The sequence below is a fragment of the Naasia lichenicola genome, from assembly GCF_004801885.1.
Lineage (GTDB): Bacteria > Actinomycetota > Actinomycetes > Actinomycetales > Microbacteriaceae > Naasia > Naasia lichenicola.
In genome coordinates this window covers 554,211-569,859 of record NZ_SSSM01000004.1, presented here as the reverse complement: position 1 = coordinate 569,859, position 15,649 = coordinate 554,211, and the positions used below count along the sequence as shown (strand labels likewise).

Sequence of the window (15,649 nt, the reverse complement as noted above, 5' to 3'; positions counted from 1 at the left end):
CTGCGTCGCCGTCGGCCCTTTCATCGACGGCTGCGTCCCCGGCTCCGGCCTCCGCGGATGCCGTGGCCCGACGGACGCTGCTGATCATCAGCCCCGACTACGCCTCGCACCTGCTGCCGCTGGCATCCCTCGGCACCGCCTGGCGCGACGCGGGGGATCGGGTCGTCGTCGCTACGGGCGCCTCCACCGCCTCGATCGTCGAAGGGTTCGGCTTCGAGCGTCGCCAGCTGCAGCTGGGCAAGGGGTCGAATCCGGGCGTGATCCGCGCCGAAGAGCAGCAGCGCGGCGAGGATGAGGCCCTGCGCGGCTTCTTCGCCGCGACGAGGCAGGGCATGATCGACACGCTCGCCTTCCAGGCCCGGGCCCGGCTGAGCGACCTGATGTGGGAGCCGGCGAGGATCGCCCGTGAGGTGCAGGCGATCGTGGAGGATCTGCATCCCGACGCGATCATCGTCGATCACCTCGCCTTCAGCGCACGGCTCGCCCTCGTCGCCATGGGCGCCCCGTACGCCGACGTGGTGCTCGGACATCCGACCGCCCTGCCCGTCGGATCGGAGATCTACGGCTACCCGCCCGTCTGGCCGCGGGAATTCGCACCCGATGACAGCGAGCTCGCCGAGCTGCGGGACCTCTGCCTGGAGGTGAGTGCGCACTTCACCGCGGAGTGGAACGGCGCGCTGGCCGAGGTGAACCCAGATCTGCCGCCGGTGGTCGACGCGTTCGCCGAGCATGGCGACCTGCTGCTGCTCAACTACCCGGGTGAGCTGTCCGATCCGGAGCGGACAGCGATCCTTCCCCCGCACGAGTTCCTGGGCTCCGCGGTGCGCGAGGAGCCGGAGGACCTCGAGGTCGCTGCCTGGCTCGCCGAGGCCGGCCCGTTCGTCTACGTCAGCTTCGGCAGCTTCCTGTCGGTGCGCGCCGATGTGCTCGCGCGTGTCATCGCCGCGCTCGAGTCGCTCGGGCTGCGCGCCGCGATTGCACTCGGATCGGCGGACCGCGCCGAGCTCGGAGAGATCCCCGACGGCTGGCTCGCTCGCGAGTACCTGCCGCAGGTGACCCTGCTGGCGCGCGCCTCGCTCGCCATCACGCACGGGGGCAACAACAGCGTCACCGAGGCCATGACCTACGGGGTCCCGCTGCTCGTGCTGCCGTTCTCGACGGACCAGTTCGCGGCCGCCGAGGCCCTCGAGCGGGTCGGCTTCGGCCAGGCGCTCGCCCCCAATGCGGCCTCGGTCGACGAGCTCGCCGCTGCCATCGGGCGCATCATCGACCTCCCCGGTGAGGCGCGAGCCCGACTCGACGGCCTGTCCGCCTCGCTCCGCGACGTACCGGGTCGGGATCGCGCGTACGCCGCCCTCGCCCGACTCTCAGCACGCCCGTGAGGGGTCAGAGGCCGAGGAAGCTCCGCATGCTGGCGGCATCGACCGCGGCGGCCCGGTAGGCGTCCATCAGCGCGGCGTTGGCGTCGTACTGCACACCCGCGCGCACCTCCGCCTGATGGTGCAGGGCGTAGACGCGCCCCTCCGACCGGCGGGGCGGTTCGCCCAGGACGGTCTCGTGCGCCAGGTACCACGCTGCGTCCTCGTAGCCCCAGCCGCGGAACCGCTCATCCTGTCCGCCTGAGCTCCACCAGGTCGCCGGGGTGGTGACGTAGACGCCCGAGCATGCGCCTCGGACCAGCTCGAACGTGCAATCGACCAGGGGCGTGCCCGCACAGAACTGCGCCGTGCCCGCCGCACCGAGCCAGCGGTACTCGGTGTACGGCAGCTCCACCCGACCCGAGATCATCGCGGCCGCGATGGCCGCGCGCAGCGGCGCAGCTTCGGGAAGGGTGTCCGCATCGGCGAGGATCACGACGTCGTCGGGCGATCCGGTCTCCGCTTCGCGCACCCCCAGGTTGCGGCATCGGGCGAGGTTGAAGATCGGATCGTCGGAGTCGATCGGCCGGATCCGCGCCTCGGGCAGGTGCTCGCGATACCAGCTCGTCACCTCGTCGAACGCGGCCATGCGCGTCGGCGCGGGTCGCCAGGGGATCACGACGGTGAGCACCCGTCGAGCCTAGAGCGCGGACGGATCGGGTCCGGTACGCGCTGAGCTGAGCATCTCTCGCGCAGATTGCGCTGAGAGCCTGCTCAGGAAGCGCCGATGCACCGGCGCGAACGTAGCTACGAGGAGGAAGCCGACGATGAAGGCACTGACCTGGCAGGGCAAGCGCAAGGTGAGCGTGAACGAGGTCGCCGATCCGGTGATCCAGGAACCGACCGACGCCGTCATCCGCGTGACGTCCGCGGCCATCTGCGGCTCGGATCTGCATCTCTACGAGCTCTTCGGCCCGTTCATCGATCCAGGAGACGTCCTCGGCCACGAGACCATGGGCATCGTCGAGGAGGTCGGATCGGCGATCGAGAACCTGGCGGTCGGCGATCGCGTGGTCATCCCGTTCAACATCTCCTGCGGCCACTGCTTCATGTGCACGCACGGGCTGCAGTCGCAGTGCGAGACGACCCAGGTGACGGAGTACGGCAGCGGTGCCAGCCTGTTCGGCTACACGAAGCTCTACGGCCAGGTGCCGGGCGGCCAGGCGGAGCGGCTGCGCGTTCCGCTCGCCGACTACAACACGATCAAGGTGGGCACCGAGCTCTCGGAGGAGCGCTATCTCTTCCTGAGCGACATCCTGCCGACCGCCTGGCAGGGTGTGCAGTACGCGCATGTGCCAGAGGGCGGAACGCTCGCCGTGATGGGCCTAGGTCCCGTCGGCCAGTTCGTCGCCCGAGTCGGCAAGCACTTCGGCTACCGCGTGCTCGCGGTCGATCCCGTGGCCGAGCGTCGCGCTCTCGCCGAGCGGCACGGCATCGAGGCGTTCGACCTCACCGATTCGGTCGTCGCCGACCTGCGCGACCTCACCGACGGCCGTGGTCCCGATTCCGTGGTCGATGCCGTGGGCATGGAGGCGCACGGCAACTCGGGGATCGGACTCGCGCAGGCGGCGGTGGGGCTGCTGCCCGACGCGATCGCGCAGAAGGCGATGGAGAAGGTCGGCCTCGACCGCACCGCTGCGCTCTACAACTCGATCGATCTGGTGCGTCGCGGCGGCTACGTCTCGCTGAGCGGGGTCTACGCGGGCGAGGCGGACATCATGCCGCTGAAGACGATCTTCGACAAGCAGATCTCGATCCGCACCGGACAGTGCAACGTCAAGCGCTGGATCGACGACATCCTCCCGCTCGTGGAAGATCCGTTCGACCCGCTGGGCACCGAGGACCTCGTCACCCACACTGTGCCCCTCGAGGAGGCGCCTGACATGTACGAGATCTTCCAGAAGAAGGAGGACGGCTGCATCAAGGTCGTCCTGAAGCCCGGCCAGCACCGCTGACCCAGGGGACGAATTCGGTGAGTTGCCCAGTTCTGCCGCCTGGAATGCGTTCCGGGCGGCAGAACTGGGCAGTTCGCGTTAGTGCCTCTAGCGTCAGTGCGTCTAGCGTCAGTGGCTCTTGATCTCGGCGAAGGCGTCCAGGGCTTCGGCCCGCGTGGCCTTGAGGTCGACCATCGGCTCCGGGTAGTCGCCGACCTCGGACAGGTCGAGGCCGCCGGACGCTCGGGGCTCGTGGATCTCCTTGGCGGGCACGTCGGCCAGCTCGGGAACCCAGGCGCGGATGTAGTCGCCCTGCGGATCGAACTTCTGGCTCTGCAGCACCGGGTTGAAGACGCGGAAGAAGGGAGCGGAATCCACTCCCGATCCGGCGACCCACTGCCAGTTGGCGGCGTTGTTGGCGGGGTCGGCGTCGACCAGGGTGTCCCAGAACCACTGCTCGCCCTCGCGCCAGTCGATGAGCAGGTTCTTGATCAGGAACGAAGCGACCACCATCCGCACGCGGTTATGCATCCAGCCGCTCGTCCAGAGCTGACGCATGCCTGCATCGACGAGCGGGATGCCGGTGCGGCCCTGCTGCCAGCGCTCGAGCACCTCCGAGCTGGCCGGGTGCCACGGGAAGCCGTCGAAGTTGCGACGCATGTTCTGGGAGTCGAGGTTCGGGTTGTGGAACAGCAGGCTGTAGTTGAACTCGCGCCAGCCGAGCTCGGCCTGGAACTTGCTCCGGTTCTCTGCGGCTCCTTCGCGGGAGTCGAGCACCGCCGTGCGCACTTGGAACGGACTGAGCTCGCCGAACCGCAGGTGCGGTGAGAGACGGGATGACGCCTCGGCGCCGGGCCGGTCACGCTGGCCCGAATAGCGGCTGATGCGATCTCCCACGAAGTCGCGGAGTCGCTCATGGGCGCCCCGCTCCCCGGGCGTCCACTCCTCTGCCAGGCCGGTCGCCCAATCCGGCTTCGTAGGAAGCAGCTCCCACGAAGCGAGCTCGTCGGAGTGCAGGCGCTTCTCCAGTCCGTCGAGGGACTGCGGCTCCGCGACCGGCTCGCGCGGAGTGCCGGCCTTCGCGCAGGCGCGCCAGAAGGCCGAATAGACCCCGTACGGCTGGCCGTCGTCGCGCGCGATCGTCCATGGCTCGTACATGAGCGTGCCCTGGAAGCTCTCGGCCACCCGGCCTGCCGCTCGGAGGGCCTTCTTGACGGCGCCGTCCTGGCTGCGCTCGCCCTCGGCGTACCGCCGATTCCAGAACACCCCGCCCGCATCGACCTCATCGGCGAGCCGCTGCACCTCTTCGGCAGCGTCGCCCCGACGGAGGATCAGCCGCGCGCCGCGCTCCTCGATCCGCTCCGCAAGGGCGGTGAGACTGTGATGCAGCCACCAGCGGCTGGCGCCACCGCGCGGACGGGCGACCAGGGGAGAGTCGTCGAGCACGAACAGCACGACGATCGGATTGCCCTCGTCGACGGCCGCTCGGAGCGCCGGATTGTCGGCGAGGCGCAGATCGTCGCGCAGCCAGACGATCGACGGCCGGCCGTGGGTATCGGTCGGACGGCTCCGCGCCGTCTGATCGGGTGCGTGCTTCTCGGTTGCCGACGGGACGTGAGCCTGCGGATCGGGTGCGGCGGATGCTGCCATGGCATCAGCGTAGATGCCCCCGTTCGAGTGCCCCCTGATTTGGTTCTGTCCGCATTTAGGGGGACCCCGTAGCGTGAGTAACGCCTTACCCGAGGCCTGAACCCAGTCGTCTCCACCCCGAGATGAGCTGGAGTCCTCGCGTACCCGAGCGGTGCTGCGTCCGGTTTCCCCCAAGCCCTACGCGCCCCTCGGGAGGCAGTGCTGGCCGCCTCGTCTTTCCCCCAGGACGAGGCGGCCAGGTTCAGCTTCCCTCTCCGAGGTTCGGATCGGAGGGGAGGGTCGATATGCCCCTCGTATGGGGGACAGGTCGACGGCGGGACGGGAGGTAGGGCTCCTGTCCCGCCTTTATTCTTCTGCCCTGTCGCCTCGTCGGCGGGATGCCACGCATAGCCATCGGGGGACAATTCCATCGGGGTCGCGATCATCCGGGGGACATTCTCGTTTCGCCCCCGGGCCCCCGCGATAGCCTCGAAAACGAGGTTGGAGCGCTAGTGATGGCCTCGCGAAATGTCGATTCGAAAGCTACCCGATGTCGTGTCCCCCGCACGGCAGGCAGTCGGACGACCTCGTGGCAATGAGGCGGTCGGTCCCACCCACACCGACGAGATCCGAGGCGAGAACCCGGATGTTGCCCGTTGACTGATGCCGGTGGCGGAGCGCTCCGCCACCGGCAGAGTCAGTCGTGTTCGTCAGTCCAGGCCACGCAGCCGCGTCGTCGGGCAGGTGCGTGAGACGCAGGTCTCAGGTGTCGGCGGACAGCCGGACCCGCTCGCAGAGAGCGCGCAGCTCATCGAGCTCGTCCGTGTCGAGCGCGCCGCCGATCCGCGACTCGATCGCGCGGGCGTGCACGCGGGCGATGTCGCGGTAGACCGCGAGGCCCGCGTCGGTCATCTGCACGATGGTGCCTCGGCCGTCGAGCTCGTCGGGATGCTTGGCGAGCCAGCCGCGTCCGACGAGTCGATCCACCAGGCGGCTGATGCTCGGCTGGGTGAGGAGCACGCGGTCGGTCAGCTCACGCAGCCGGCAGGCGCGGTCGGGCTGCCGGGACAGGTTGAACAGGACGTCGTACTCGTTGAACGAGACCTCTTTCGGGAACGTCCCGTTCAGGTACCGCGCCATGCTCACCTGAGCGCGGAACAGTGACTCCCATGCGTCGACGGCAGGGGACTGAGCCATGCGTGCCTCCTTCGGCGCCGATCGGACTCCCAGTTTAGGGAATACGCAACATCGGAGGAATTCCGCGATCGGGGGTGGCGGCGCTTTCGGATCTGTGTGCAGATCACCGAGAGTCAGCGGCAGGCGCTTGAGGTGAGGAATGCTGGTGCGATCGGCATCGGCGCCGTACTCTGGGAGGGCTTAACGTGATTGAGGGCCGGTCGCAGAGGCTAGCGACCGACCCTCTCCCTTGCACCAAGAGTGTCCTGCAATCACATTCCGCGGTAGCTGCCACAGCAAACAACTAACGCATCTAGAAGATATAACGGTTTGGTAACGGAGCGCCAGTCCTCCGGGGATTTTCTTCCTGGGAGTTGACCCTCAGCCACCTCGCAGTCCGCGCGGCTCGGCCTCTGTCAGCCGTCGGCCCGTCGTCGGCCCGTCCTCGACTCAGAAGCGGTCGGGGCTCGGTCCGCCCTGCGGGTGCTTGATGACCACGTCGGCGTGGCGGTCGAATCGATAGCCGACTCCGCGCACCGTGCGCACGATGTTCTCGTAGGTGCCGAGCTTGGCGCGCAGGCGGCGCACGTGCACGTCGATGGTGCGCTCGTTCGGGATCTCGATGCCGGCCTGCCCGTCGGCGGCCTCGCTCGCCTGCCAGAGCGACTCGATGATCTGCGCGCGCTCGATGGTGCGGCCCTCGCGCAGCACGAGGTACTGCAGGAGCTCGAACTCCTTGTAGGTGAGAGGGACGACCTCGTCGTCGAGCACGACCCGCTTGCGAGAGATGTCGATGACGATGCCACGGGCGGCGACGCCCTCCGGCTCCTCCGCCTCGACGCGGTGCTTGGCGAGCGCCGCGGGATCCTGCAGCGCGAGCCGGACGACATCGACGTCGCGGCCACCGGCGCCCTTCGGGGCCAGGGCCACGGCCGCATAGGTCTCGGCCGCGGCGACATGCTCCGCGGTGACCCGCTTCAGTGCCTCGACGAGGCTGCCGAGACTCGTGCCGGCCGCGAGGGCCTTGGCCTCGTCGACGCCGACGTAGAGCACGAATCCGCGTGCTTCGACGCCGTCGGCGACGACGCGAAGCCGCGGTGCGGGTGCCTGGTCGGCTTCCGGAGTGGAGACCGCGGAAACGGGCGGGACAGCGGTGGGGCGGAAGGTGCGGGGGCGGTCGAGCGGTGCGATGGACATCGGTGATGGCTTTCGATGCGGCCGGGCCATCGTCGATGGCGGTCGGCAGTGCTGGGGTCGTGCGAGTGGCCGGAGCTGCTGCGCAGCCTTCGGCGGTGCCTGCCGGCTCAGAGCGAGCGGCGGACGGGAGCGGCCTCTTCCTGATGGACCGGCGCCTGCGCAAGCAGGACAACGATTCGGTGCGGATCGGCGATCTCAGGCCCTGTGGACCGGGAGATCAGAGGCGGATTGCTCCGTGACGGGCGGGAGAAGCCAGCGTCAGCGGCACATTCGACACGACATCGCGCGGCCGGCAGCCATCATGCCGGCAGATCCCAGGGCCTCGAGGGAGGTCAGGGTGCGCGAATAGTCAGACATGCAGGCAATGGTCCTCGACGACGGGAGCGGTGTCAAGTCCCCCGCATCACGGATGCTGGGGACGTCGGCTCAGTCGACGACGCCGTAGAGGCGGTCGCCCGCGTCGCCCAGGCCCGGCACGATGTAGCCGAGCTCGTTGAGCTTCTCGTCGAGCGCGCCCAGCACGATGGTCACCTCTCGGCCGGCCGTCGCCTCCTCGATGAATGCCAGACCCTCGGGGGCGGCCAGCAGGCAGACGGCGGTGACGTCCTGAGCGCCCCGGGCGAACAGGAACTCGATAGCGGCGAGCAGGGATCCGCCGGTCGCCAGCATCGGATCGAGCACGAAGCACTGGCGGTTCGACAGATCGTCCGGCAGCCGCTCGGCGTAGGTGGTCGGCTCGAGCGTCTTCTCGTCGCGGACCATGCCGAGGAATCCGACCTCCGCCGACGGGATGAGCTTGGTCATGCCTTCGAGCATTCCGAGCCCGGCGCGCAGGATGGGCACGATGAGCGGCTTCGGGTTAGCGATCGCGAGGCCGCGGGCCGTTGCCACCGGAGTCTCGACCGTCACCTCCTCGACGCGCACGCCCCGAGTCGCCTCATAGGCGAGCAGCGTCACGAGCTCTTCGGCCAGCGCGCGGAACGTCGGCGACGGCGTCGAGCGGTCGCGGAGGACCGTGAGCTTGTGGGTGATGAGCGGGTGGTCGGCTACGTGCACGCGCATAGGCTCAGGCTAGAGGGTCCGGAAGGGTGAGATGGGCGAGGCGATCGGGGGCACCCCTGCGGCATGGCGAGATGCGATGCGGCGCGCCCTCGAGCTGGCGGTCCTCGCCCGCGACCGCGACGACGTCCCGGTCGGCGCGCTCGTGCTCGACGAGTCGGGTGCGGTGCTTTCCGAGGGACTGAACACTCGGGAGGCGGAGTCCGATCCGACGGGGCATGCCGAGATCGTCGCCATCCGGCGCGCGGCTGCGGCGCGCGGGTCGTGGAATCTCGAAGGCTGCACGCTCGTCGTCACCCTCGAGCCGTGTGTGATGTGCGCGGGAGCGCTGCTGCAGGCGCGGATCTCGCAGCTGGTCTACGGCGCATGGGACGACAAGGCCGGGGCGGTCGGCTCCGTCTACGACGTGGTCCGCGATCGCCGCCTGCCGCACCGCGTCGAGGTCGCCACCGGCGTCCTGGCGGACGAGAGCGCCGCCCTCTTGGAGGACTTCTTCCGACGCCGGCGCTGACCCTCAGTCGCCTGCGCGGGTCCGTGCAATCGGCTCTGTGGATCAGCGGGGGAGCGCCTCGACGGATTCGAGCCAGCGTTCCATCATCCGCGCGCCGCGGGCCGCCTGCGAGTCGGCATGGCGAGCGCCGTCGGCCCGGAAGACCCGCGGGTCGATGCCCTGCGCGGCCAGCTCGCCGACCCCGTCGACGATCCACTGGCGGAGCATCCCGCCGTCCACCTCGGGATGGAACTGGACCGCCAGGCCGTGCTCGCCGTAGCGGAATGCCTGATTGGCGTAGGTTCGGCCGGTCGCGACCGGGACCGCTCCGTCCGGCAGATCGAAGGTGTCGCCGTGCCACTGCAGCACGGGCTTGTCGAACACCGCGAGCACGGGGTCGTCTCCCGCGTCGATGTCGACGAAGCCGATCTCCAGGACCGGTCCGGGATACACCTTCGCTCCCAGCGAGGCGGCCATCAGCTGGGCGCCGAGGCACACCCCGAGCACGGGCGTGCCCGCGTCCAGCCGGGCGCGGATCGCGGTGAGCTCGGTGCCGATGAACGGGAAGAGCTCCTGCTGGTACGCGCCGATGGAGCCGCCGAGCACGATCAGCACATCGGCGTCGGCGACCAGCCGGGGATCGATGACCTCTGTCGCGACCTCGACATGCCGGATGCCGTAGCCCCGCTCCACCAGCGGAGCCTCCAGAGAGCCCAGGTGCACAGAGGGGGAGTGCCGGAAGACGACCGCCGTCTTCGATCCGGCGGCACTCCCGTTCAATCGAGGGCCCGGATGACGATGTTCTCGGTCGGGGTGGCGGCATCGGCGGCGATGTCCGGCTCGACGTAGACGCTGCGGATCTCGGGATCGGCCGCGACGACGAGCGCCTCGATCTCGCCGATCAGCACCACGATCTCGGGCAGCCGGAGTCGGGGCGAGAGCCCGACCCGGGTGACGATCGACACTCCGCCGTCGGACCGACCGAAGGCGATCAGCGCGGAGACGCTCCTGACCTGCTCGGACTGCTTGATGGCCGCCTCGATGACGTGCAGATTCGGCGAATGACCTGACATGCGCCACCTCCATCCCGTTGAGCTGCGTGCCCGCGAACGGGCTCGATTCGGCGTCAATCCTAGGATGGGCGGATGAGTGCGAGCCCGACAGACGGCCGACCGGTCGACCTTCCCGTCATCGCGATCCTCGGCGCTGGATCGATGGGCGGTGCGATCGCCCGTGGTGTGAGCGCGGGCGGCGGCGAGCTGCGCTTGACCACGCGCAGCTCCGCGCGTTCGGCCGAATGGCACGGCATCGTGGGGGTCACCGCTCTCGCCCTGACGGATGACCCGGACGCCAATCGGACCGCCGCCGTGGGTGCCGGCATCGTCCTGCTCGGAGTGAAGCCCGTGGGCATCGGCGAGCTCGCCGAGGAGATCGCCGGCTCGCTCGCGCCCGGCGCGATCGTGGTCAGCGTGGCGGCGGGCGTCTCGACCGCCGCCATCGAGCGCCGACTGCCGGCGGGCACGGCCGTCGTGCGGGCCATGCCCAACACGCCCGCCGCGATCGGCCTCGGTGTCACGGGACTCAGCGCCGGCTCGTCGGTCTCGGATGAGCAGCTGGACCTCGTCCGACACCTCTTCGAGCAGGTCGGGACCGTGGTGGTGGTTCCGGAATCGCAGATCGACGCCCTCTCAACCATCTCGGGCTCGGGACCTGCCTACGTCTTCTATCTGGTCGAGCAGCTCGAAGCGGCTGCCGTGGCTCGCGGTCTCGATCCCGCCGATGCGGCGGCCCTCACCCGCGGCACCTTCGCCGGGGCGATGGCGCTCCTCGCGCAGTCGGATGTGCCGCCGTCCGAGCTGCGGCGCCGGGTGACCAGCCCGAACGGCACGACCGAGCGCGCCATCGCCGTCTTCGACGAGCGCGGACTGCCGGATGCGTTCGACGCGGCGACCGCGGCGGCTCTCGCCCGCGCCCAGGAGCTCGGCGCCCAGCTCTCCTGAGCCTCAGCACCCGCCGTCTTCACCGTTCAGGTGATTCTGCTGTTTCGCACGTCGTTCAGGCGATTTTCACCTGAACCGCGTGCGATCGCCTGATCCGCGAAAGAGCCGCGACCGAGGGCGAGGGTCAGGCGAGGCCGGCGAAGCGCTCGATGTCGGCGTTGGTGCCCGACGCGATGATCAGATCGTGATCCGAGACCACCGTCTGGCCTGTCGCATATGTGAATGGCTTGCCCGGCGACTTCACGCCGACGACGGTGATGTGGTACTTCCGCCGCACCTCCGACTTGTCCAGCGGGATGCCGCGGATGGGCTTTGGCGGATACATCTTGACCAGCGCGAAGTCGTCGTCGAACTGGATGTAGTCGAGCATGCGTCCGGTGACGAGGTGAGCCGTGCGCTCGCCCGCTTCCGCCTCGGGATAGATGACATGGTTGGCGCCGATCCGCTCGAGGATCTTGCCGTGCGACTTGGAGATGGCCTTCGCCCAGATCTGCGGGATCTCGAGGTCCACCAGGTTCGCGGTGATCAGCACGCTCGCCTCGATCGAGGAGCCGACCGCGACGACCGCGATCTTGAACTCCTGCGCGCCGAGCTGACGCAGGGCGTCGATGCTGCGGGCGTCGGCCTGCACGGCGTGGGTGATCCGCTCGGACCATTTCTGCACGAGGACGAGGCTCTCGTCGACGGCGAGCACCTCTCGGTCGAGCCGATCCAGCTGCCCGGCGGTCGCGGCGCCGAAGCGGCCGAGCCCGATCACGAGCACGGGGGCGTTGTGGGGGATCCGCTCAACCAACGATCGGCCTCTCCTCGGCTCGAGTGAACAGCTGCCGTCGCTGACTCGCCGCCAGCGCGGCGGCGAGTGTGACTGTACCAATCCGGCCCATGAACATCGTGGCCGTGAGCACGTACTTGCCGGGGTCCTCGAGCGATGCCGTGAAGCCCGTGCTCAGTCCCGCGGTGCCGAAGGCCGAGATCACATCGAATAGCACCCGGTCGAGGGAGTCGCCCGTGAGCTGGAGCAGGATGATCGACGAGAGCGCCACCGTCGTGGCTCCCCACAGCACGACGCTGACCGCGAGCCGCAGCACGTCGCCCGGGATCTTGCGCTCGAACGCCTCCATCGACGCGTTGCCTCGGGCCTCGGCGAAGGCCGCGATGAAGAGGATCGCGATGGTGGTCACCTTGATGCCGCCGGCCGTCGACGCCGATCCGCCGCCGATGAACATCAGCATGTCGGTGACGAGCAGGCTCGCATTGTTGAGGTCGCCGATGTCGAAGGTCGAGAAGCCGCCGGAGCGGGTCATGACCGACATGAAGAGGGCCTGGAAGCCCAGGTGGAACGGGCCGCGGCCGCCGATCGTGGAGCCGTTGTCGGCTTCGAGGATGGAGAAGGCGGCGGCGCCGAGCACGAGCAGGATCACGGTCGTGACGACGGTGAGCTTGACGTGCAGCGACCAGCGGGCCTGCCGGTTCGACTTGATCTTGCGCAGCTTGAGGTTGCGGCTCAGGGCATAGATGACCGGGAAGCCGATGCTGCCGAGGACCACGCCGATCATCAGCAGGCCGAGGAACCAGACGTCGTCGAGGTACGGGGTGAGGCCCGACTCGGAGAACACGAAGCCGGTGTTGGTGAAGGCCATCGCCGAGAAGTAGAAGGCCTCGATGAGCGCGTCGAGGATGGGGACGCCTTCGAGCAGGATGCGGGGCAGCAGCAGCAGAGCCACCCCGACCTCGATGACCAGGGCGCTGAGCGCGACGGTGGCGAGCAGCCCGCCGACCTCGCCGAGCCGGGAGGCGGGGGAGTCGGAGGACCCTCCCTTGTTGAGTGCCATCGGATTGACATCGCCGGCAGCGAGCAGCCGCTGACGCAGGCCGAGCCGGCGGGAGACGACCAGTCCCATCAGGGACGCGAGGGTGAGCACGCCGACCGCGCCGAGCTGGGTCGCGATGACGATGATCACGTGGCCGAGTTCCGACCAGTGGGTGGCCATGTTCACGGTCGAGAGGCCGGTCACGCAGATGGCGGAGGTCGCGGTGAAGAGCGCGTCCGCGAAGTCGGTCGTCTCACCGTCTGCGGTCATGCCGGGCAGCAGCAGGAGGACCGTGAACACCACGATCAGGCCGACGAAGATGAGCACGGCGAACCGGGCCGGAGTCGCGGACGCGAAGTAGCTGAGGCCGTCGCGCAGCCGAACCCCGACGGGCAGGTGCGCGAATCGCTCCTCGCGTCTCTGGATCACGCCCATTTCACGCCCTTTTCACGAACCGGGATCCTTCACGGAGAGCCATGCTAGGCGGTGCTCGGCCGCGGGCCGAGTGCGCGCCGATCAGGATCCGCACGGGGATGGGGTCGGGGTGGGGTCGGCGATCGGGGCAGGCGAGAGGAACTGCGATCCCGATTCGGCCGTTCGGCGTGCGGCACCCCCGCGACACGCCGCGGAGCCATAACCTAGCTCCATGGCGGACATCTTCGACGTCGTGGCCGATCCCACGCGGCGCGACCTGCTGCAGCTGCTGCTCGAGCGGCACACCGCCAGGACGGACGAGCCCGGCGGAGGCGATCTGAGCGTCGGCCAGCTCGTGGCCGGGACGGGTCTCAGCCAGCCGACGGTCTCGAAGCACCTCAAGGTGCTCCGCGACGCAGGACTGGTGACCGTCCGGGAGAAGGGCCAGCACCGCTACTACAAGCTCGAGTTCCTTCCGCTCGAAGCGCTCGAGGACTGGCTCGTGCCCTTCATCCGCGCCGAGATCGGCGAGGAGGACGGGGCGGCCGATCCGGTCGTCCCGGCGGATGAGGTGTCGGCCCCGACGCCCGCGTCCTCCTCTGTGGCAGCGCAGTCCGCGTCGACCCTCGGCGTGCCCATGCTCACGAGGCCGCCCGTGCTCGCCGCCCGCCAGCGTGCGGTCGCAGAGTCGATCGGCGGCGTCGTCGCGTCGAGCGTGCACGGCGTCCGCGGTCTGCAGAGGCGGCTGCGTCGCGGCTGATCGGCCGACGGTTTCCGTCGTCCCTCCGCTCATCCGGATCCGATTGCTCGACTTCCTGAGCTTTCGCCGGTGAGTCGCCGATAGACGCACCCGGCCGGCTTTACCCCCGTCGCCGCGCCATCTACAGTCGTCCTTCGGGGCGATCACCCGAAGCGATCGCCCGGGGTGGAAAGGGCGCTCATGACGCTGTCCGAATCGCAGTTCCTCACCGTCGCAGAGGTGGCCGACGCGCTGGGGGTGCCGCGCATGCGGGTGTACCGCCTGGTGCATTCGGGGCAGCTGCCCGCCACCCGCTTCGGGCACTCCTTCCGGGTGCCCGCCGACGCCGTTGCGGCCCTGCTCGCGAGCATGGTCGAGGAGCCCGTCGGGGCGTCCTGAGGTCCCACCGGGTGCGCGGCTTCGGATGAGCATCCGATCCGGAACGACGCTCGGGGAGCGTGCCGCTAGAATATGGTGTCGCGTTTTCCGCGCGAAGGTTTTCCGAGGTTCGACTGGGCCCGGTTCTCCGCCCTATCAGTGAGGTCGACCTATGGGTTCTGTCATCAAGAAGCGCCGCAAGCGCATGGCAAAGAAGAAGCACCGCAAGCTGCTGCGCAAGACGCGTCACCAGCGTCGCAACAAGAAGTAGCCTCAGCTCCTTCTGCCAGCAGCGCTGTCAGCAGAGGCGGAGACCGCACCTGCTGCCGTCGCGTTCAGGACGCCGGATCGCCTACGGGCGGCCCGGCGTTCTGCGTGCCTGGCGGCCCTCTCGTCGCACCCGTCGACGGGCCTCGCGGATGCTCGCCACGGTGAGATCCATGATCGACCAGCCGCTCGCGACGGCATGACGGCGCAGCGTCCTGTCGGGATTGACGGCGATCCGATTGCCGCACAGCGTCAGCAGCGGGATGTCGTTGGCCGAGTCGCTGTAGGCCCAGCACTCGCCGAGGGGCGCTCCGATGTGCGAAGCGGTGAGCGCCACGGCATCCGCCTTGCCCGAGCCGTGCATGAGCGGCCCCGACAGCTGGCCGGTGTACACGTCGTCCTCGGTCTCGAGGGGTGTGCCCATGGCACCCGTCAGCCCCAGACGCTCGGCGATGACGTTGGCGAGGAAGTCGGGCGTCGAGGTGACCAGCCACACCTGGTGGCCCTTGCTGATGTGATCATGGGCGAGGCCGAGGGTCTCGGGCCAGATCGCCCGGGCCAGGTACTTCTCGTAGATCTCCTCGGCCAGGCCGCGCAGATCGGCGCGCGTCTGCCCCTTGATCACTTCAAGCGCCTGGATCCGCACCTGCTCGAGGTGATGCCGGTTCTCGCCGACCAGCATGAAGCTGGCGGCCTTGACGGCGAACCGGGCGAGCATCGGCAGCGTCACGATCCCGCGTCGGCGTGCGCCCTTGCCGAGGTGGAAGAGGCTGGCGCCGCGCAGCAGGGTGTTGTCGACGTCGAAGAACGCCGCGATCGGTGTGGACATCGGGCCAACGGACAGGGGGATCGTCATCGCCCTTCCACCATAGGCTGGGTTGGTGCCCAAGCGACTGACCCTCATCGGCAAACCCGGATGCCACCTCTGCGATGAGGCTCGCACGGTCGTGGATCGGGTCGTGACCACCCTGCCGACCGGCTCCGTCGTGGTCGAGGAGCGGGACATCCTGCAGGATGCGGAGCTGTTCGACCGCTACGTCGAGGAGATCCCGGTCGTCCTCATCGACGGCGAGGAGCACGGCCACTGGCGCTTCGACGACGAGCGCCTGAAGGCCGCCCTGTCCTGACAGCCGGAAC

The 15,649-nt window shown here is 69.0% G+C and carries 18 protein-coding genes; 8 read left to right on the top strand and 10 right to left on the bottom strand.

Annotation, left to right across the window (positions count from 1 at the left end; translation table 11 throughout):
• The first annotated feature begins 62 nt into the window (after positions 1 to 62).
• Positions 63 to 1,382, top strand: a complete 1,320-nt coding sequence (locus E6C64_RS10865; RefSeq protein WP_233255570.1) for a glycosyltransferase — start codon at positions 63 to 65, stop codon at positions 1,380 to 1,382.
• A 4-nt stretch (positions 1,383 to 1,386) separates the two neighbouring features.
• Here E6C64_RS10865 and E6C64_RS10860 read toward each other — a convergent pair whose 3' ends face one another.
• Complete coding sequence (locus E6C64_RS10860; RefSeq protein ID WP_136427497.1) at positions 1,387 to 2,049, bottom strand: hypothetical protein; 663 nt, start codon at positions 2,047 to 2,049, stop codon at positions 1,387 to 1,389.
• A 136-nt stretch (positions 2,050 to 2,185) separates the two neighbouring features.
• Between E6C64_RS10860 and E6C64_RS10855 the strand changes: the two genes are divergently transcribed.
• Positions 2,186 to 3,373 carry an alcohol dehydrogenase catalytic domain-containing protein gene (locus tag E6C64_RS10855; RefSeq protein ID WP_136427496.1) on the top strand — a complete coding sequence of 396 codons (1,188 nt, stop codon included), beginning with the start codon at positions 2,186 to 2,188 and terminating at the stop codon, positions 3,371 to 3,373.
• Between the two features lie 108 nt (positions 3,374 to 3,481).
• On the opposite strand, the gene E6C64_RS10850 is transcribed toward E6C64_RS10855, so the two are convergent.
• The 4 genes from E6C64_RS10850 to upp all read right to left on the bottom strand — a co-directional run bounded on the left by E6C64_RS10850 (position 3,482) and on the right by upp (position 8,416).
• On the bottom strand, positions 3,482 to 5,002 hold the full coding sequence (locus tag E6C64_RS10850) for a cryptochrome/photolyase family protein (protein WP_136427495.1): 1,521 nt from the start codon (positions 5,000 to 5,002) through the stop codon (positions 3,482 to 3,484).
• 741 nt (positions 5,003 to 5,743) lie between these two features.
• Positions 5,744 to 6,178 carry a MarR family winged helix-turn-helix transcriptional regulator gene (locus tag E6C64_RS10845; RefSeq protein WP_136427494.1) on the bottom strand — a complete coding sequence of 145 codons (435 nt, stop codon included), beginning with the start codon at positions 6,176 to 6,178 and terminating at the stop codon, positions 5,744 to 5,746.
• A 429-nt stretch (positions 6,179 to 6,607) separates the two neighbouring features.
• Complete coding sequence (locus E6C64_RS10840; RefSeq protein WP_136427493.1) at positions 6,608 to 7,354, bottom strand: winged helix-turn-helix domain-containing protein; 747 nt, start codon at positions 7,352 to 7,354, stop codon at positions 6,608 to 6,610.
• Between the two features lie 426 nt (positions 7,355 to 7,780).
• The gene (gene upp, locus E6C64_RS10835; RefSeq protein WP_136427492.1) at positions 7,781 to 8,416 is read right to left on the bottom strand and encodes a uracil phosphoribosyltransferase; all 636 of its coding nucleotides are present in this window, start codon (positions 8,414 to 8,416) and stop codon (positions 7,781 to 7,783) included.
• A gap of 31 nt (positions 8,417 to 8,447) precedes the next feature.
• Here upp and tadA point away from each other — a divergent pair, with 31 nt between their 5' ends.
• Positions 8,448 to 8,924: a tRNA adenosine(34) deaminase TadA gene (gene tadA / locus E6C64_RS10830; protein ID WP_233255569.1), complete on the top strand. Its 477-nt coding sequence runs from the start codon at positions 8,448 to 8,450 to the stop codon at positions 8,922 to 8,924.
• Positions 8,925 to 8,966: 42 nt separating this feature from the next.
• Here the strand turns inward: tadA and E6C64_RS19105 are convergent, their stop codons facing one another.
• Together E6C64_RS19105 and E6C64_RS19100 are read right to left on the bottom strand one after the other, a co-directional pair.
• Positions 8,967 to 9,596 (bottom strand): glutamine amidotransferase-related protein, encoded by a 630-nt coding sequence (locus E6C64_RS19105; RefSeq protein ID WP_158437835.1) that lies wholly within the window; start codon positions 9,594 to 9,596, stop codon positions 8,967 to 8,969.
• An 83-nt stretch (positions 9,597 to 9,679) separates the two neighbouring features.
• A complete protein-coding gene (locus E6C64_RS19100) occupies positions 9,680 to 9,976 on the bottom strand; it encodes a hypothetical protein (protein ID WP_158437834.1) in 297 nt (98 codons plus the stop codon).
• A 72-nt stretch (positions 9,977 to 10,048) separates the two neighbouring features.
• On the opposite strand from E6C64_RS19100, the gene proC reads away from it, so the two are divergent.
• Positions 10,049 to 10,903 (top strand): pyrroline-5-carboxylate reductase, encoded by an 855-nt coding sequence (proC, locus tag E6C64_RS10820; RefSeq protein WP_136427490.1) that lies wholly within the window; start codon positions 10,049 to 10,051, stop codon positions 10,901 to 10,903.
• A 124-nt stretch (positions 10,904 to 11,027) separates the two neighbouring features.
• Here the strand turns inward: proC and E6C64_RS10815 are convergent, their stop codons facing one another.
• Positions 11,028 to 11,696 (bottom strand): potassium channel family protein, encoded by a 669-nt coding sequence (locus E6C64_RS10815; RefSeq protein WP_136427489.1) that lies wholly within the window; start codon positions 11,694 to 11,696, stop codon positions 11,028 to 11,030.
• On the bottom strand, positions 11,689 to 13,149 hold the full coding sequence (locus tag E6C64_RS10810) for a TrkH family potassium uptake protein (RefSeq protein ID WP_136427488.1): 1,461 nt from the start codon (positions 13,147 to 13,149) through the stop codon (positions 11,689 to 11,691). Before E6C64_RS10810 ends, E6C64_RS10815 begins: the two co-directional genes overlap by 8 nt.
• 211 nt (positions 13,150 to 13,360) lie before the next feature.
• Here E6C64_RS10810 and E6C64_RS10805 point away from each other — a divergent pair, with 211 nt between their 5' ends.
• The 3 genes from E6C64_RS10805 to E6C64_RS10795 all read left to right on the top strand — a co-directional run bounded on the left by E6C64_RS10805 (position 13,361) and on the right by E6C64_RS10795 (position 14,516).
• The gene (locus tag E6C64_RS10805) at positions 13,361 to 13,888 is read left to right on the top strand and encodes an ArsR/SmtB family transcription factor (protein ID WP_136427487.1); all 528 of its coding nucleotides are present in this window, start codon (positions 13,361 to 13,363) and stop codon (positions 13,886 to 13,888) included.
• 180 nt (positions 13,889 to 14,068) lie between these two features.
• Positions 14,069 to 14,266 (top strand): helix-turn-helix domain-containing protein, encoded by a 198-nt coding sequence (locus E6C64_RS10800; RefSeq protein ID WP_136427486.1) that lies wholly within the window; start codon positions 14,069 to 14,071, stop codon positions 14,264 to 14,266.
• Positions 14,267 to 14,417: 151 nt separating this feature from the next.
• Positions 14,418 to 14,516 carry a 30S ribosomal protein bS22 gene (locus E6C64_RS10795; RefSeq protein WP_003792170.1) on the top strand — a complete coding sequence of 33 codons (99 nt, stop codon included), beginning with the start codon at positions 14,418 to 14,420 and terminating at the stop codon, positions 14,514 to 14,516.
• 81 nt (positions 14,517 to 14,597) lie between these two features.
• Here E6C64_RS10795 and E6C64_RS10790 read toward each other — a convergent pair whose 3' ends face one another.
• Positions 14,598 to 15,341: an HAD family hydrolase gene (locus E6C64_RS10790; RefSeq protein WP_136427484.1), complete on the bottom strand. Its 744-nt coding sequence runs from the start codon at positions 15,339 to 15,341 to the stop codon at positions 14,598 to 14,600.
• Positions 15,342 to 15,390: 49 nt separating this feature from the next.
• Here E6C64_RS10790 and E6C64_RS10785 point away from each other — a divergent pair, with 49 nt between their 5' ends.
• Entirely contained in the window at positions 15,391 to 15,639 is a 249-nt protein-coding gene (locus E6C64_RS10785; RefSeq protein WP_199241015.1) for a glutaredoxin family protein, read from the top strand.
• Positions 15,640 to 15,649: the final 10 nt, after the last annotated feature.